The organism is Bacillus rhizoplanae, assembly GCF_917563915.1.
GTDB classification, from domain to species: Bacteria; Bacillota; Bacilli; order Bacillales; family Bacillaceae_G; genus Bacillus_A; species Bacillus_A rhizoplanae.
Window position 1 is genome coordinate 157,148 of sequence record NZ_CAKJTI010000006.1, and the last position, 17,945, is coordinate 175,092.

General features: G+C 34.8%; 15 protein-coding genes. All 15 read left to right on the forward strand.

The window, feature by feature from the left end:
- Window positions 1-4 precede the first annotated feature (4 nt).
- Complete coding sequence (locus tag LRP84_RS08775; protein WP_230574732.1) at window positions 5-322, forward strand: YuiB family protein; 318 nt, start codon at window positions 5-7, stop codon at window positions 320-322.
- 132 nt (window positions 323-454) lie between these two features.
- Window positions 455-1,081 carry a stationary phase survival protein SpsC gene (gene spsC / locus LRP84_RS08780; RefSeq protein ID WP_230574733.1) on the forward strand — a complete coding sequence of 209 codons (627 nt, stop codon included), beginning with the start codon at window positions 455-457 and terminating at the stop codon, window positions 1,079-1,081.
- Between the two features lie 238 nt (window positions 1,082-1,319).
- Entirely contained in the window at window positions 1,320-1,700 is a 381-nt protein-coding gene (locus LRP84_RS08785; protein WP_098309255.1) for a DUF309 domain-containing protein, read from the forward strand.
- Window positions 1,701-1,762: 62 nt separating this feature from the next.
- Entirely contained in the window at window positions 1,763-3,247 is a 1,485-nt protein-coding gene (locus LRP84_RS08790; RefSeq protein ID WP_230574734.1) for a leucyl aminopeptidase, read from the forward strand.
- Window positions 3,248-3,408: 161 nt separating this feature from the next.
- A complete protein-coding gene (locus LRP84_RS08795) occupies window positions 3,409-5,133 on the forward strand; it encodes a phospho-sugar mutase (RefSeq protein WP_230574735.1) in 1,725 nt (574 codons plus the stop codon).
- Window positions 5,134-5,463: 330 nt separating this feature from the next.
- Window positions 5,464-5,805: an EamA family transporter gene (locus tag LRP84_RS08800; protein WP_230574736.1), complete on the forward strand. Its 342-nt coding sequence runs from the start codon at window positions 5,464-5,466 to the stop codon at window positions 5,803-5,805.
- A complete protein-coding gene (locus LRP84_RS08805; RefSeq protein WP_098309251.1) occupies window positions 5,798-6,136 on the forward strand; it encodes an EamA family transporter in 339 nt (112 codons plus the stop codon). Before LRP84_RS08800 ends, LRP84_RS08805 begins: the two co-directional genes overlap by 8 nt.
- A gap of 92 nt (window positions 6,137-6,228) precedes the next feature.
- On the forward strand, window positions 6,229-8,166 hold the full coding sequence (locus LRP84_RS08810; protein WP_230574737.1) for a DUF2142 domain-containing protein: 1,938 nt from the start codon (window positions 6,229-6,231) through the stop codon (window positions 8,164-8,166).
- 20 nt (window positions 8,167-8,186) lie between these two features.
- On the forward strand, window positions 8,187-8,903 hold the full coding sequence (locus LRP84_RS08815; protein WP_230574738.1) for a glycosyltransferase family 2 protein: 717 nt from the start codon (window positions 8,187-8,189) through the stop codon (window positions 8,901-8,903).
- Window positions 8,900-9,292, forward strand: a complete 393-nt coding sequence (locus tag LRP84_RS08820) for a DUF2304 domain-containing protein (protein WP_230574739.1) — start codon at window positions 8,900-8,902, stop codon at window positions 9,290-9,292. Before LRP84_RS08815 ends, LRP84_RS08820 begins: the two co-directional genes overlap by 4 nt.
- Window positions 9,293-10,007: 715 nt before the next feature.
- A complete protein-coding gene (gene galU, locus LRP84_RS08825) occupies window positions 10,008-10,898 on the forward strand; it encodes a UTP--glucose-1-phosphate uridylyltransferase GalU (protein WP_230574740.1) in 891 nt (296 codons plus the stop codon).
- 140 nt (window positions 10,899-11,038) lie between these two features.
- Entirely contained in the window at window positions 11,039-12,043 is a 1,005-nt protein-coding gene (locus tag LRP84_RS08830; protein WP_230574741.1) for a glycosyltransferase family 2 protein, read from the forward strand.
- A 12-nt stretch (window positions 12,044-12,055) separates the two neighbouring features.
- Entirely contained in the window at window positions 12,056-12,463 is a 408-nt protein-coding gene (locus tag LRP84_RS08835; RefSeq protein ID WP_230574742.1) for a GtrA family protein, read from the forward strand.
- Between the two features lie 96 nt (window positions 12,464-12,559).
- Window positions 12,560-15,256: a YfhO family protein gene (locus LRP84_RS08840; RefSeq protein WP_230574743.1), complete on the forward strand. Its 2,697-nt coding sequence runs from the start codon at window positions 12,560-12,562 to the stop codon at window positions 15,254-15,256.
- Between the two features lie 128 nt (window positions 15,257-15,384).
- Window positions 15,385-17,937, forward strand: a complete 2,553-nt coding sequence (locus LRP84_RS08845; RefSeq protein ID WP_230574744.1) for a YfhO family protein — start codon at window positions 15,385-15,387, stop codon at window positions 17,935-17,937.
- Window positions 17,938-17,945 lie beyond the last annotated feature (8 nt).

Below are 17,945 nucleotides of genomic sequence, written 5' to 3' on the forward strand. Positions count from 1 at the left end.
AATCATGAGCATACCTGTTTTATTAATTTCAATGATGTTATTTTTAGTCTTATTTTTTGGAATTGGTTTTTTATTAAATATGATTTTACGAGCAACATGGGTGATGGCCGTTGTATATCCGCTTATTTGTGTGTTTATTATTGATAAAGTTGATTTCTTCGATTATTTTGTACAGCCGAAAGAGGCTTTCTCTTCATTAGGAACAAGTTTTCTTCATCTTGGACAAGCTGATATTATGATTTTATCAACTGGCTTAGTTGGTGCTGCTTTATCTGGTGTTGTGATCAAAACATTGCGGAAAAATGGATATCAAATGTTTTGAGGCTCCTTTCGGAGGAGCTTTTTTTAGAGATGTCCAACTTCAGTGCTTGTCTTTGCTAAACAGGGCACTTACGTTTTTTATGCGTATTTTCTTCATCGTTTAGGGAACAATGACGATGAAGGAGTGTGAAAAATGATAAAACGATTTAGCATTCGCATGATGATGGTTTGCTTATTTTTAGTTGCATTATGTGTAACTTGGCAAGCTGTGTCAGGAATCTCTCTTTCTGAAATGATTCATATGTATAAGAAAAATGAAGTGAAAGAAGTTCACGCAGCTGAGCAAAGTAAGCAAGCGATTCCAAATACCTCAGTCATTCATGCTTTAGAGAATGAAAAAGATTGGTCAAAATATCGTTCGATGGAAGTTATGGCAACAGGATATACAGCTGGCAGGGAGTCAACAGGGAAGACAAAAGGACATCCTGAGTATGGGATTACATATTCCGGTGTAAAAGTAAAACGGGACATATACTCAACAATTGCGGCTGATTTGCGCGTATTTCCGATTGGGACAATCTTGTTTATTCCTGGATATGGCTATGGTGTTGTAGCGGATAAAGGCGGTGCTATTAAAGGAAATCGACTTGATTTATATTATGAAACCGTGCAAGATGTATACAGTCAATGGGGAAAGAAGAAAGTGAATGTTTACATTGTGAAAATGGGAAATGGAAAATTTACAGAACAAGAGTTAACACTTTTAAACGAAGCGGAACCGATGCAAGTGTTTCGCGGACAATATTTAAACCAACGATAGTCTAGACGCTTAAAGCGCTAGACTTTTTTTCATTCTCTTGTCATCATGAAATAAAGTGAAACTTCCATCAGTGGGTCTTCATCTCCCAATGATGGTTAGTTGAACCAATCGGGCTTTTACGGGCAGTTATTCCCCGCCTATCTTCTTCGCTTCTCTCAACCTTGAGGTGGGGGTCTTACTGCCCGTTAGTGCGGGATGAAATAGAGGAGAAAGAAAATATAGCAAAGGGAGAGCATATATGGAAGACTATCCTTTAGCGTATTATGAGTTTTTTATAAAGTATAACGAAGGCGATTATTATACGTGTCATGACTTATTAGAAGAAATGTGGCTTGAAGATCGGGGGAATTTGTTTTTAAAAGGTTTATTGCAAATGGCAGTCGCTCAGTATCATTACAGCTATGGGAATATAAAGGGAGCACGAATGATGATGGAAGTAGCGGAAGAGTATTTAACTCCATATTGTCCTGTTTATTGGAATTTGAATGTTGAAAAGGTCGTACACTTTATTCAATTGTGCCGCAAAATTTTACCAAAAGAGATAAATCGAATTCCATACGAGCAAGTTCAGAATTTGCCGCAGCTCCCAGAGTTTATTTTATATATGGAAGAAGTTTGAATTGTCGCATTTTCGCGAAAATAAAGCTATAATAGAAACAGAAAAAATATGGGGGTGCTAGCATGTTTCAAGTACAAAAAGAACTAGCAAGTCATGAAGCGGTAGTTGTTGCCTTATTTGAAGACGAGGTAATGAGTAGTTTTGTAAAAGAATTAGATCAGGCGTTTGATGGACATTTACAAGTGCTACTAGACGAGAAAGAAATTTCTCCGAAGAAAAAAGTAATTTCGAAAGTACATAGCTTAGGAAAAACCGATGCAAAGCGTTACTACTTTGTTGGTCTTGGCAAAAAAGAAAGATATACAACAGAAACATTGCGCGGTGCACTTGGAAAGTTAGCGAAAACGTTACAAGGTGCAAAAGTAAAAAATGTTGCATTTGTATTAGATTCATTCGTTACTGAAAAAATGGATGCAACTGATGTTGCACATATTGCAGCAGAAACATATTTCCTTGGTACATATGAATTAGTAACATATAAAACAAATCAAAAAGAAGCACATCAATTAGAAAGCTTTGCTGTCATTACAGAAGAAGATCCGCAAGAAATTGAAGCAGCATTAACAGTTGGCTATGTACATGGCCGTGCTACAAACTCTGCGCGTACGCTTGTGAATCTGCCGCCAAACGTATTAACGGCAACAGCTTTAGCAGACTATGCGGTTGAACTAGCGGAAAAATATGATATGGATTATAAAGTACTTGAAAAAGAAGAGATGGAAGAGCTTGGAATGGGTGCGCTGCTTGCAGTTAACCAAGGTTCTACAGAACCGCCAAAAATGATTGCTCTTTTATACAAAGGTAAAGAAGAGTGGACAGATGTAATTGGCTTAGTTGGTAAAGGGATTACATACGATACAGGTGGTTATTCTCTGAAACCGCGCGAAAGCATGGTTGGTATGAAAGGCGATATGGGCGGCGCAGCAGCTGTTCTTGGCGCAATGGAAATTATCGGTGAACTTCGCCCAGAGAAAAACGTTGTTGCCGTTATCCCTTCTACGGACAATATGGTGAGCGGCACTGCATTTAAACCAGATGATGTGATTACATCGATGAGCGGTAAAACAATTGAAGTATTAAATACAGACGCAGAAGGCCGCTTAGCGTTAGCTGACGGTATTACGTATGCGAAAAAGCTTGGTGCAAATTACCTTGTTGATGTCGCGACATTAACAGGCGGCATTATTGTTGCTCTTGGAAACCATACGACAGGTGCAATGACAAATGATGAAGCATTTTATGAACAAATGTTAGAAGCAGCGATGGAAACAGATGAGCCAATTTGGCAATTACCGATTTTTGAACGTGATAAAGAACGTGTTCGTAACAGTAAATTTGCAGATTTAAACAACTCACCAGGACGCGATGGTCATGCAATCATGGCAGGAACATTCCTTGGGGAGTTTGCAGAAGAAACACCTTGGGTGCATTTAGATATTGCAGGAACATCTGATACAAAGGGCTCACACGACTTAGGTCCAGCTGGTGGAACAGGCACGATGGTGCGTACATTAGCAACACTTGTTGAGCGTTTTGGGGAAGAGTAAATGAGGAAAGGATTGGCAGATGCCAATCCTTTTTTTGATGCGTGCCAGCGTTTTTCTTTGATAAAGAAGGAGTTAAATGTTGTAAAAAGATAAAAAATATTTGAGGAAAGCGCTATTTTTTTCATATAATGGGATTATGTCTATTGAGAGGAGAGAGCAACATGAAATGGAAAAAAGAATATGAACGTTGGATTTCCTTTGCGAATTTAGATGCAGAGCTAAAGCAGCAACTAGAAGCAATGCAAAGTGATGAAAAGAAAATTGAAGATAGTTTTTATAAAGATTTAGAATTTGGTACAGGTGGTATGCGCGGGGAACTAGGTGCTGGCACAAATCGTTTAAATGTGTACACTGTCCGCAAGGCAACAGAAGGTTTAGCCCGTTTCATTGAAAACCAAGGTGAAGAAGCAAAAGCACGTGGCGTAGTTGTCGCATATGATTCTCGTCACAAGTCTCCAGAGTTTGCGATGGAAGTAGCAGCAACACTAGGTGCTCATGGCATTAAAACATATGTATTTGAAAGCCTGCGCCCAACACCAGAGCTTTCTTTTGCAGTACGTTATTTACATACATGCAGTGGAATCGTTCTTACAGCAAGCCACAATCCGCCGGAATATAATGGCTATAAAGTGTACGGAGATGATGGCGGGCAATTGCCTCCAAAAGAAGCGGATGAGTTAATTAGTTATGTAAATGATGTAAGTGACGAATTGACAGTAGAGGTTGCTGATGTAGAGCAATTGAAACAAAATGGTCTCTTACAGATTATCGGTCAAGAAGTTGACGATGCGTATTTAGAACAATTAAAAACAGTTATTCTTAATAAAGAGCTTGTGAAGGAAGTTGGACAAGATTTAAAAATTGTCTTCTCACCTTTACATGGAACATCTAATATTCCGGCTCGCCGCGGATTAGAGGCTGTTGGATTTAAAAATGTAACTGTTGTGAAAGAACAAGAACAGCCAGATCCAAACTTCTCAACAGTAAAATCACCAAATCCAGAAGAACATGCTGCATTTGAATTGGCAATTCGGTACGGTGAAGAAATTGATGCAGATGTATTAATTGCAACAGATCCAGATGCTGATCGCCTTGGCGTAGCAGTTCGTAATCATGATGGCAAGTATCAAGTGTTGACAGGAAATCAAACAGGTGCTTTAATGTTGGATTACTTATTAACACAAAAGAAAGAACAAGGTATTTTACCAACAAACGGTGTTGTATTAAAAACAATCGTTACATCCGAATTAGGACGCACAATCGCAAAGGCTTACGGACTTGATACAATCGATACGTTAACTGGATTTAAATTCATCGGTGAAAAGATTAAGCAATATGAAGCGAGCGGAGAATATGAGTTCCAGTTTGGTTATGAAGAAAGCTACGGTTATTTAATTCGCCCGTTCTGCCGTGATAAAGACGCAGTACAGTCTGTATTATTTGCATGTGAAGTTGCCGCATATTATAAAGCGCAAGGTAAAACATTATATGATGGTTTACTTGAAGTATTTGAAAAGTACGGATATTTCCGTGAAGGACTTGTTTCCTTAACGTTAAAAGGAAAAGATGGAGCAGAGCAAATTCAAAATATGATGACATCTTTCCGTGAAAATAGGCCGACAGAAGTGGCTGGCTTAAAAGTAACGATTGCGGAAGATTATAAAGCAAGCGTTAGAACAAAAGTAAAAGAAGCTGCGACAGAAGAAATTGAATTACCAAAATCAAATGTATTAAAGTATTATTTGGCAGATGGATCTTGGTTCTGCCTGCGACCATCAGGAACAGAGCCGAAGATTAAGTTTTACTTTGGTGTACAAGGAGATTCACTACAACATAGTGAAGAGAAGCTTGAAGCGATTAAAGAAGATATTATGAATCGTTTTTAATATGAGTAAAGAGGGAATATTTTCCCTCTTTTTTTACGTTTTCATATAAAAATGAGGAAGATTGTAAGACAAGCATGAAATTTCTCTTATTTTATGATAGAATTTTATTCCGTGCGGGATAAGTATGCGCTTTCAAATTGAAAGTTTAGAAGGATTACGTTTTATCCATACATGTTAAAAGTAGTGAAAAAATATCAAAATATTCGTAATGTTCAAAGATAAGCCCGGAAGTGGCTGTTGATTCAGCCGATCATCAGTACAGGAGAATTTCTACTGATGAAAGTTTCATTTTCTATCTAGGTTTTAATTCATAAAAAGAGAGTTGAGTGTATGAAAGCATCTACTAAAAATTATGTGTTTTTACATGCAGCCTTTTTTTTATACTCTATTATAATGGTGTATATGAAATGGGCGGCAAAATTTTCAGTTACTTCAATTAGTTTTTTCTTAGCTTACATGGGACTTATTATTCTTTTGTTTGGATATGCAATTATTTGGCAGCAAGTAATTAAACATTTTGAAATATCTAAAGCGTATTCACATCGAGGAGTTATTATTTTATGGGGACTTCTATGGTCCGTAGTATTTTTTGGAGATGTTATAAAATGGAATAATTTACTAGGTGCAGCTATCATTATAATTGGAATTGTTGTGGTGACAAGAGATGAATAAATTTGTACTGCTTTATATTTTTGGGATTATTTTGGCAAATTACTCACAAATTTTATTAAAAAAAGCAACGTTAGCTGTTTATGATAAGAAATGGAAAGAATATGTGAATCGTTATGTAATTATTGGATATTCTTTATTTGTGATAAATGCAGGTTTAAATGTAATTGCGATGAAAGGTGTCCCGTTAAAGCAAGCACCTGTTTTAGAGTCGCTTAGTTATGTTGTTATTTTAATATTCAGTTGGTATTTTCTTGGCGAGAAAATTACGAAAAGAAAAGTAATAGGAAATATTATTATCATTATAGGAATTGCTGTGTTTTGTATGCAGTGAAAGGAGTGTATTTCTATAATAAGTAGTGTTAATTTAAGGAAAATAATATAAATGGAGTGTTATGTTGTATGGTAAATAGGAAAAAGATATTTTTGTCTTTTTTGATAGTTTTTTGTGCAGTTTTTTATGTATTCCTGACGGGACCTATTCATACTGTAAACAAAAGCCTTGCTTATAGCAATTATAAGATGGTTGATTTAGCCGAGGGCGATGAATTACGACAAGAGTTTCGTTTTGCTGGGGAAAACCCAAAGTATTTGTTATTACCTCTTACAAGCGAAAGCTATCATAAAAACGCACTATTGGAGTATGAACTTTCAGTTAAAGGAAGAGTAGTAAGTAAAGAGACAATCGATTTGAAAAAATGGGGTGGAGAAGACTATATTAAAGATCCTCATTTTAAAAGTAGTATCATAGTTCCTATTGCAAAAGATTTAGATAATGATGTTGTCTTAAAAGTGAAAATCGTGAAAGCGGAGAATGGTGAAAAAATTTCTATTCGTACTGGGGCATCATTATCATCAGATGGAAAATTGATTGTTAATGGTAAAGAAGATAAAGGACAAGCAGTAGCGGCTAAAGTATTATACGATCAACTGGATTGGCTAAAAATTAGACAAGCTGCAATTACCGCATTAGTTACCTTAGTTGTTTTAGCTTTAATTGGGAAAAATACAATTAAGAATTTTGTTGTTGTGGCTGGAGCAATGGGGATTATGTTTAGTTTTAATAATCCGCTTTTTGAAGCAACTGATGAGAATTTTCATTTTGCAAAAGCTTATGATATTAGTTTAGGGCATCTTCTGTCTACGAAACAAGGTGATAAAGTAGGCGTTAACTTGCCAGAAAATATAGACGACATGCCACGACCAAATCAATTTGAAACAACTTATGGATTGCTTCAAAAAGGCGAAAGATACGATAGAGCTAAGAGCGAGGCTTGGGATACGTATACTTTTGCAAATAAAACAAAATTCGTCGAGCAGCCGACAACGGCTGTTTATACACCAATTCCATATATTCCACAAGCTCTTGGCTTGTTTATTGCCAATATATTAGGTTTAAAAGCTTTCAGTGCTCTAATGTTAGGAAGAATTTTTAACTTAATTGTGTATATTGTGTTGACTGCAATGGCGATAAAAATAATTCCAAGATTGAAAAATACGCTAGCGTTTTTAGCTTCATTTCCGTTATTTGTATCATTAGCTGCATCATTTTCGGCTGATGCAATGTTGATGGGGTTAACTTACTTATTTATCGCTATTATATTACAGAAACTTATGTGTTCGGAAAAGGATGTATTACGAGTTAAGGACTTTGTTATTCCAACCTTGTTATTAATCCTTATTGTATTGTGTAAATTTACGTATTGGCCATTATCATTCTTAATGCTGTCATTTGTTGGACGGGACCTATTCCGTACGAAAATGCAAGGTATTATTTCTTTCCTTACGCTTGCAGGTATATCCGGTTTACTGATGAGTTCTTGGAATTTATTTGTGATGAAGTTTGTTGGAACAATTAATCCAAATGAAAAAATTAATCCAGTTGAGCAATTGAAATTCATGTTTGGACATCCAGTTGATGCTATGAAAACATTCTTTGGAACTTTTGAAGACGGAATGAGTACGTGGCTGACCATGTTAAATCAAGTTGGATGGGTAACGCATTTAATGAGCGGTATTGTAATTATTAGTTTGGTTGGGCTTGTTATGACGGCAATCTTTGATTATACAGAAGATAAGTTTAAATTACGCAACATTGATTATTGGATTTTTATTTTAACAAGTATAAGTATAGTTGGACTAGTTATGTTAAGTTTATATTTAACTTGGTCTGAAGTTGGTGCAGATTTTATAAATGGGCTACAAGGAAGATATTTCTTACCTATTTTGCCAATTATATTGTTTATGTTTAATGAAAAAATGAATGTAAAACAGCATTCGGAGTTAACGGCACAAAGGTCAGCGAAGTTAGCATGTTGGATGTTGTTGTATGCCAATGTTTTTATGTTGGGTTATTTATATTAAAGTGGAGTGGGGGATTACTTTTGTTTAAAAAGAAGCTCATTATTATTCCTGCCTATAATGAATCAACGAACTTAATTCATGTTGTAGAGGATATAGAAGCGAATGCACCGGATTTTGATTACGTCATTATTAATGATTGTTCAAAGGATGATACAGAGCAAATTTGTAAAGATAATAAATTTAACTACGTCAGTTTGCCAATTAATTTAGGAATCGGCGGAGCGATGCAAACGGGGTATAAATATGCGCAGCGCTACGGTTATGATATTGCTGTACAATTTGATGGTGACGGTCAACATGATGCTGCCTATTTAGGCGTTCTTCTTCAGACGATGGAAGAAAAACAGGCAGATATGGTTATTGGTTCACGTTTTATTAATAAAGAAGGCTTTCAGTCTTCCTTCACAAGAAGATTAGGAATTCGTTTCTTTGAAAAGTTAATTAAAGCTGTATCTGGAAAAATAATCACAGATGCTACTTCTGGATTTAGAATGGTGAATCGCGATATTATTAATGAATTTTGCGATTACTATCCAAAAGATTATCCAGAACCAGAAAGTATTGTTTCTGTATTAAGAAATGACTATAAAATAGAGGAAGCCCCTGTACTTATGCGAGACAGAATCGGTGGCACATCTTCGATTGTAAATTACAAAGCAATTTATTATATGATTAAAGTGACACTTGCGATTACAATCGACAGATTAAAACCTAAACGAAAGGAGAATGCTTCATGACAATTCGCCTTCAAGTATTAATTATTTTAGGTGTATTAGTAGGATTGATTATTTTTACAAACTTAGTGCGTAAAGAGAAATTAGACCTGAAGTATGTACTGACATGGTTTGGCGTTTTAATCGGTATTCTCATCATTGGAATCTTGCCAAAAACGATTAATGTTGTATCGGATATGTTAGGTGTTGCAACGCCAATTAACGCATTGTTTTTTTTCGGATTTATATTTGTAACATGTGTATTGTTCTTTTTAACGATTGTTGTTTCGAGATCCTCTGCTCGTATTAAAGAGTTGACGCAAATCGTAGCGATTCATCAGCATGAAAATGAAAAAATGAAGAAAAAATTGGATAACTATTATAAAGAAGAGAACCAAAAAGTGACTATGTAATAAAGTGAAATTTTTCATCGGAGCGCTTTCCCTACTGGTGGTTAGTTGAACGAATCGGACTCTAACAGGAAACCTAACTTTTTGGATTGCTCAGGACTTTGAGTGGAGGGCTTATTGCCTATTAGAGTGAGATAAAGAGAACAAAAAGGAGTGAATCTTGCATTCACTCCTTTTTGCATGCGTGTAATTCAAACTCATTTAGGTTAATATAAAGTGGGAATATTATGATTATTGGTGATGTTTATATAATAATTAGGGTTGCTTCATTTTCTTACTATTTAAGTGGATTTTTTCGTTGGAAAAGTATAGTAAATTCTTATTTTATTGAAGTAAAAAGAATGAAGAAGTAACGGCAGGAGCATATGGTAATGCTAGAACAAAGCATGTTACATTATGTGCGCTTTTAGATATTAACTGTTTATTAAAGGAAGTGACAAATAAAGGACAACTATAAAGTAACCTTGACGAATAAAGAAGCAATCATGTAGAATTTGTAGGAAGTGTCATTTTCGGTAAGTGAGAAACAAACATGTAAGAAAACTGTAATATGACACTCAGATTAATAGATATATAATATAGAAGTTGCGTTTTTTCTATAAGAGATGTCTTGTCAAGGAATAAAATTTATTCAATAAATATACTTTGACGGGGCAAATTAAAAAATAAATATTTGTATAAATGCGCATATAGACCAACAAAGAAAGAGGTTATAAGCATGAAAAAGGTAAGAAAGGCCATTATCCCAGCTGCTGGTCTTGGAACACGTTTTTTACCAGCAACGAAGGCAATGCCAAAGGAAATGTTACCGATTGTTGATAAACCAACAATTCAATATATCGTTGAAGAAGCAGTTGCTGCAGGTATTGAAGATATTATTATCGTTACAGGTAAAGGAAAACGTGCAATCGAAGATCATTTCGATAATGCTTTTGAATTAGAGCAAAATTTATTAGAAAAGAAAAAGTATGAGCTACTTGAAAAAGTACAAGCTTCTTCTAAAATGGTGGATATTCACTATATCCGTCAAAAGGAACCAAAAGGTTTGGGCCATGCAGTATGGTGCGCGCGCAAATTCATTGGTGATGAGCCGTTTGCTGTATTACTTGGAGACGATATTGTACAAGCAGAAACACCTTGCTTAAAACAGTTAATCGATGAGTATGAAAAAACACTGTCATCCGTAATTGGTGTACAAACAGTTCCAGAAGATGAAACACATCGCTACGGTATTATTGATCCATCAGAAAAAGATGGACGCCGTTATCAAGTAAAACAATTCGTTGAAAAACCAGCACAAGGTACAGCACCTTCAAATTTAGCGATTATGGGTCGTTATATATTAACACCGGAAATCTTCCGTTTCTTAGAAGAGCAACATATCGGTGCTGGCGGTGAAATTCAATTAACGGATGCAATTCAAAATCTAAATGAAATTCAACGCGTATTCGCTTACGATTTTGAAGGAAAACGTTATGATGTTGGTGAGAAGCTTGGCTTTATTCAAACAACAATTGAAATGGCGCTGCAACATGACGAATTAAAAGAAGATTTACTACAAATTATGCAAAACCTTGTGAAAGAACAAGGAGAAGCGATTAAAAACTAATTATTGATAGATGTGTAAGATTAGACATAGTGAATTGGAGAATGAGGTATTCTAAGGAAAACATCCAATTTACTATGTCTAATCTGTGCTTATAAATTGTTCTTTACTTGGAAAATTTGAAAAAGAAAGGGGTACCTACTTTGAAGACCATTACAATTTTAGTACCGGCCTACAATGAAGAAGAAGTGTTAGATCAATTGTATAGTCGGTTGACAGGAGTAATTGAGTCGGTGCCAAATTACGACTTTGAGATTTTGTTTGTGAATGATGGAAGTAAAGATAATACATTAAATATTATTAAAGAGTTTCGAGTACACGATAAACGCATTTCTTATGTAGATTTATCTCGTAACTTTGGAAAAGAAACAGCAATGATTGCCGGACTGGATCATGCAATGGGAGATGCGGTTATCATTATTGATGCTGATTTACAAGACCCACCGGAATTAATCCCAGAAATGATTCAATATTGGGAGCAAGGCTATGACGACATTTATGCCAAAAGACGTTCTCGTGCAGGAGAATCTTGGGCGAAAAAATGGACAGCTGGTAAATACTATAGTCTATTAAAGAAAACAACAAGAATTCCAATTCAAGAAAATACAGGAGATTTTCGTTTATTGGATAGACGTTGCGTGGAAGCATTAAAGAAAATTCGTGAAACACAGCGTTATACAAAAGGAATGTTCAGTTGGATTGGTTACAATAAGAAAGAAATTTTATTCGACCGCGATCCGCGCGCAGCTGGTGAAACGAAATGGAACTACTTTAAGTTAATGGATTTAGCAATTGAAGGACTTACATCCTTTACTACGTTTCCATTACGTCTTGCATCCTTCACAGGGTTTACCGTATCATTCTTTGCATTTTGTTACATGGTGTGGATTATTATTAAAACGATGATTTATGGTGAACCGGTAAGCGGCTATCCATCTATGATGACAGCGATTTTATTCATTGGCGGCGTACAGTTAATCGCAATTGGAATTATCGGTGAATATTTAGGTCGTATCTTTAACGAAACGAAAAATCGTCCACTATACTTTGTAGATGAGTATAATGATGATAAAGTAACAAATTTGGATGAAAAGCCGACAGCAAAGTTATATCGCGTAGAAGATCATAAAGTAAAATCAAATCGTTAGGAGATTACAAACGTGAATAACAAAACGAAGGAAATCTTTAACTATTTGGTTTTTGGTGGTTTAACGACGCTGGTCAACATTGTTACGTATTATGTTTGTGCAACTTTAGCTGGAATGGATTACAAAGTTGCCACGACAATTGCATGGATTGTATCTGTGTTGTTTGCGTATATTACAAATAAAAAATATGTATTTAGCAGCCAACAAACAAGTGTTGCCCATGCAATGAAAGAATTCTTCTATTTTATGGGCTTTCGCGTATTGTCGTATTTCATTGATCTCTTCTCCATGATTGCATTAGTTGAGTGGTTAGGTATCAATGATTTAGTATCTAAGATTATAGCGAATGTTATTGTTGTAGTTGTTAATTATTTTGCAAGTAAATATATAATTTTTAAAAAAAAGGTCGAAATTCAGTAAGGCCAAAATGCATGAAAAACAAATAGCTTGGCTCTATGCCGGCTATTGTTTTTTATACATATATACTTCGAACTAGGAATAACATGGAGGCGTATAATGCAGCAACTGTTGGATTTATTTAAGAAAAAGAAATTTTTGTACGCATTAGCTTTTTTCCTTCCATTTTCTATTTATGGTGTAATGTTTATACTGCTGGGTATTGCCCCGTTTGGAGACAAATCAATTCTTGTTACTGATTTGCATACACAGTATGTACAGTTTTACACATATTTATATGATGTTATGAAAAATGGAAAAAGCATTTTTTATAGCTGGGAAGGTGGAATGGGACTAAACTTCCTTGGCGTATTTGCTTATTATTTAGCAAGCCCGTTTTCTATTTTAATTCTCTTTTTTGATCGTGCACATATTCCGGAAGCGATTATGCTCATGACATTATTAAAAGTCGGGTTAGCTGGTATGACAATGACGTATTATTTAAGTCACATGATGAAGCGTCGTGATATTACAATTGCAGTATTCTCAACTTTTTATGCATTAATGTCATTTGTAACAGTCTATTCTTTCTGTATCATGTGGTTAGATGCAATTTATCTACTTCCACTCATTATGCTTGGAATTGAGAGGTTGCTGACGACTAAAAAATACGGATTGTTTATTTTTAGTTTAGCTCTTACATTTATTACAAACTTCTATATTTCTTATATGGTTGGAATCTTTACATTTATTTACTTTATCGTGCGCTTTTGTGTCCTTTATGACATTCGCAATGTAAAGCAATTCTTTCAAAAGTTTGTATGGTTCTGTATTGGGACAGGTTTAGCAGTTGGAATGTCAGCATTCATCACGATCCCAACGTATTTGGACTTAAAGAGCAATTTTGCGGAACGTGCGAAAATTCCATTTTCTACAACATTTAATTTTGACCCATTTGACTTTTATAGTCGTTTCTTTAATGGAGTTGTAGATACAACGGTTAATGGAATGCCAAACGTTTATGCTGGTGTATTAACAGTATTGCTTGTACCATTGTTCTTTGTAACAAAGAAAATTTCATTAAAAGAAAAAATTGCGTATGGGGCAGTGATGCTGTTTTTAGTTATTTCTTTTGAAATACCGTTTTTAAATATTGCTTGGCATGGTTTTGAGCCGCCAACGAATTTCCCGTATCGTTATTCGTTTGTATTTTCATTTTTGCTTGTTTATGTAGCTGCTCGAACATTTATGATATTTGGGGAAGAATTATTACCAGCATTGAAAAAAGTAGTTTTCTTCAACATATTTATGATCATTTTACTTGGGAAAGTAGCACCTTCTTATATGCAATCCAATAAAATGATGGCAAACATCTTTTTGGTTGTTGTTTATGCGTTGTTACTATACTTAAAGGTTCGACTAAAAAACAAAAAAGCATTAGTATCTTTTGCCTTGTTAGCTATAGCCTCGCTGGATGTTGCACTGAATACAATGTATTCGATTAAGCTAATGGGTTATGAGTATGGTTACATTAATCGTCAAGAATATGCATCTCCATATCCGGGATATGAAGAAACGATTCAAAAAGTAGCTGAAAAAGATCCAGGGTTATATCGCATGGAAACGACAATGGGGAGAACCTGGAATGATGCGATGCGCTTCGGGTATAAAGGGATTACTCATTTCAATTCTGTTGCGAATGGGCATTTGAATTTATATATGCAAGATTTAGGTTACGGTTATTTGGACGCATTAATTTTACAAAACGGCAAAGGAATTGTTTCAACTGATGCCCTGTTTGGTATGAAATATATGATCTCGGATAGTCCATTAAATAAATATGGTTTTGAAAAAATCGACAGTGTCGGTGACTTCTCCATATATGAGAATAAAAATGCCCTTCCGTTTGGATATATGGTCAATAAAGAAGAGTTTGATACAAAAGGAAAAGATAAGTTAAAGGTTCAAAAATACAATTATACAAACTCATTTGAAGAGCAAAATAAACTAATTGGCAAGTTAAATGGACAAAGTGTTGACTATTATAAAGCGCTTCAACCGGTTTCTGTTCAATATAACAACTTACAAGTAGTAGAAACAGAAAAAACCAAGAAGCAACTTGCTAATCAAAAGCAAAAAATGGCTCTTACAAACCAAAAACCAATTGAGTTGGCAAAACTGCAAGATGATAAGCCAGCAAGCATTAAATATGTGTTTGATGTTAAAGGCAAACAACAGTTATATACAAAATTGCGTGTGGACCCAACTGGTGTAACAAAGGTTTACGTAAATGGAAAAACATTAGGTAAAACAATTGGTGAGGGACCGGATAGCGACTTATCTAATTATCCAGAGTATTATTGGAACAATGGTATTCTTGACTTAGGCGCTTTTGAAAATGAAAAAGTGGAAGTGGAAGTACAGGTAAAACCTCATTCTATTGAATTGGATCAACAATTGTTCTATGGACTTGATATGGATACGTTTGAAAAACGTGTAGATGAATTAAGACAGCAGTCATTGAACGTAACAAACTACACAGGTCGCAGTGTTGAAGGAAAAGTTGATGTAAAAGAAGATAATTTCCTTTTCTTATCTATTCCATATGATAAAGGCTGGAAAGCAACTGTTGATGGGAAAGATGCAAAAGTACTGAAATTAAATGATGCATTTCTTGGAGTAGAACTACCAAAAGGTACACATACAATTGAATTGAAGTATACATCCCCAGGATTTACAGTAGGGGTTATTGTTTCTGTTATCAGCTTACTAGCAACGGTTTCTCTTTGCTTTATCGTGCTGAAGAAGAGGAAGTAAAATGAAAGAGGATCCTCTCTAAGTAGGGCTAACAGAGCCTACTTAGAGAGGATTTTTATATATTCGCTTACGTCAAGAATCAGAAGGTATGCAAGAGGAAAATAAAAATAAAACAGGAGCGTAAAATAATGAAACAATTAAAAGGTCTGTACGGCGTTCTGTTCTTTTTCGTTCCATTCTGTATATTACTTATATGCTATGCTTTGTTCGGTGTGTATCCGTTTGGAAAGTATTCGATATTAATTAGTGATTTAAACACACAATATGTTCAATTTTATTCTTATTTACATAGCGTATTTACAGAAGGGAAGAGTTTACAATATACATTTGAATTAGGCGGGGGACTTAACTTTCTTGGGACATTCGCCTACTATTTAGCAAGTCCGTTTTCTTTACTTCTTTACTTCTTTAATAAAGAAAGCATTCCAGAATTTATTTTTCTTATTACACTTCTAAAAGTAGGATTTGCAGGATTAACATGTGGTTGGTTTTTACGTTATGTGATAGGGAAAGAGCATAAAGGGTTGTTACTGTTTTCAACTGCTTATGCATTGTCAGGTTATGTTATGGCCTATTCGTTTCATGTCATGTGGCTAGATGGTGTCGTGTTCCTGCCTGTTGTTTTAATTGGAGTTGAAAAGCTTTTACGAGACAGAAAGGTTATTTTCTTTACGGTTGCATTAGCGATTATGTTTATCGCTAATTTCTATATTTCATTTATGTTCGGGATTTTTACATTCCTTTATTTTGTTATTCGACTCTTTTCACAATATAAGTTTCGAGATATAAAAACATGGGGAAAATATTTTCTGTTGTTCTGCATTGGAACGGGACTAGCTGTTGGAATAGGAGCTATAATTATTCTTCCAACTTTGGGAGCGTTAAAGAGTAACCCATATAGTATCAGTTCAATGGACTTCAAATTAGAATGGAATCTTAATTTACTTGATTTTTATTGGAAGCTATTATCGGGAGGATATGATTCAAGTTTATTTGGTGCTCCTAACGTATATGCATCCACATTAGTATTGGTATTATTACCTTTATACTTTGTGAATAAAGAAATTAACAAGAGGGAAAAATTCTTATCTATATTTGTATTTTTGTTCTTAATTTGCAGTTTTGCAATTCCGTTTTTAAATTTAGCTTGGCATGGGAATAAGCCGCCAAATGCGTATCCACATCGTTTTGCCTTTGTATTTGTTATGTTGACAATTTTTATGGCAGCCAGAGTATTTCAACATATGAATCGAAAGTATGTTGTACCATTATGGATTAGTTATATCGTACATCTGATTCTATTATATTCATTGTCAGTGAAAGGATATAAAGCGGTTCATAATGATATACTGCTTACAAACGCTCTTTTTATTACGGTTGTGGTTATAGTATTGCATATTCGTATGGTGAAACCATCATTATCAAAATTAACAACAGGATTATTGCTCATTTGTTTAATAGCTGATGTTAGTTTCAATACAAATAACTATATTCATGGCCTTCATAAAGAAATGACTTATGCAAAGCGGAAAGAATACGAACTGAATAAAACTGCTAAACAAGCTATTCAGTATGTAAATGAAATCAATACAGAGCGGTATCGTGTAAATTCTCAATACTTTCGAACGCTAAATGATTCATTACAATATGATTATCCATCTTTTCAAACATTTAATTCGATGGCAAATGGATCATTTCATCGCTTCTTAAAGCAGACAGGGTACTCAACGTCTCCGGACTTTTTAGTAGCAAATAATCATGGTAATACATTAGTATTTGACGCCATTTTTAAAAATGGATATAGAATTGAAGATGGTAGTATACCGAAATACGGATACGAGAAAATAAAACAATTTGGTTTTGCTAATGTGTTTAAGAACAATAATATTGTTCCATTTGGTTATCCAGTTGAAAGTTTACCTTCTAAAAATGAAGAGAATCCTTTTGTTTTTCAAGAAAAGCTGATTGGTGCCCAAGAAGGAACGCTATTTAAAAAGCTAGCAGATCCAAAAATTTCGCTAAAAAATATGGCTGCTGTTCCAGGAGAAGAAGGAATATATGAAAGAGTTAATAAGGCAGAGCCGGGATATATTACGCTTCAAGTAAGTATACCAAAAGAGGTTCAATTATATGGATTAGCTGATGGAATTGAAAAGTGGAAAGAAATCGTAGTGAATGACCAGTATACGTGTTACTTACCGCCTGATCCAGAAAAATCTATAATTGATTTTGGATACTTCCCAACAAAAGGGACTACAACAATGAAGATAAAGATTGAGGACGAGGATGTCTTCTCATTAAAAGGGATTCAGTTTTATGGATTAGACATAGACAAATTTAATGAGACAGTAAAAGAATTACAAAAGAACACAATGAAAGTTACTGAAAACAAAGGAACAACAATAAAAGGAAATATAGCATTAAAGAATGAATCTACATTTGTATTTCCGATTCCTTATGATATTGGCTGGTCCGTTACAATTGATGGGAAAGAGCAGTCTACAGAAAAAATTGTGAATGGTTTATTAGGAGTCAAGGCGAATGCTGGTGACCATGAAGTTGTACTTACTTACCATTCTCCAGGTTTAAAACTGGGTATCATTATTTCTGTTGTGAGCATCATCCTTACTGTATTATTTGCTATTGTACAGACAAGGATGTTACGGAAAAACGTAGAATAAGAAATGAA

What these genes read in the sequence shown, in the direction of transcription:
- LRP84_RS08820 (WP_230574739.1), top strand. Translation starts at nt 8,900, where the DNA reads ATGACAATTCGCCTTCAAGTATTAATTATTTTAGGTGTATTAGTAGGA.
- LRP84_RS08790 (WP_230574734.1), top strand. Translation starts at nt 1,763, where the DNA reads ATGTTTCAAGTACAAAAAGAACTAGCAAGTCATGAAGCGGTAGTTGTT.
- LRP84_RS08795 (WP_230574735.1), top strand. Translation starts at nt 3,409, where the DNA reads ATGAAATGGAAAAAAGAATATGAACGTTGGATTTCCTTTGCGAATTTA.
- LRP84_RS08845 (WP_230574744.1), top strand. Translation starts at nt 15,385, where the DNA reads ATGAAACAATTAAAAGGTCTGTACGGCGTTCTGTTCTTTTTCGTTCCA.
- spsC (WP_230574733.1), top strand. Translation starts at nt 455, where the DNA reads ATGATAAAACGATTTAGCATTCGCATGATGATGGTTTGCTTATTTTTA.
- LRP84_RS08840 (WP_230574743.1), top strand. Translation starts at nt 12,560, where the DNA reads ATGCAGCAACTGTTGGATTTATTTAAGAAAAAGAAATTTTTGTACGCA.
- LRP84_RS08800 (WP_230574736.1), top strand. Translation starts at nt 5,464, where the DNA reads ATGAAAGCATCTACTAAAAATTATGTGTTTTTACATGCAGCCTTTTTT.
- LRP84_RS08775 (WP_230574732.1), top strand. Translation starts at nt 5, where the DNA reads ATGAGCATACCTGTTTTATTAATTTCAATGATGTTATTTTTAGTCTTA.
- LRP84_RS08785 (WP_098309255.1), top strand. Translation starts at nt 1,320, where the DNA reads ATGGAAGACTATCCTTTAGCGTATTATGAGTTTTTTATAAAGTATAAC.
- galU (WP_230574740.1), top strand. Translation starts at nt 10,008, where the DNA reads ATGAAAAAGGTAAGAAAGGCCATTATCCCAGCTGCTGGTCTTGGAACA.
- LRP84_RS08805 (WP_098309251.1), top strand. Translation starts at nt 5,798, where the DNA reads ATGAATAAATTTGTACTGCTTTATATTTTTGGGATTATTTTGGCAAAT.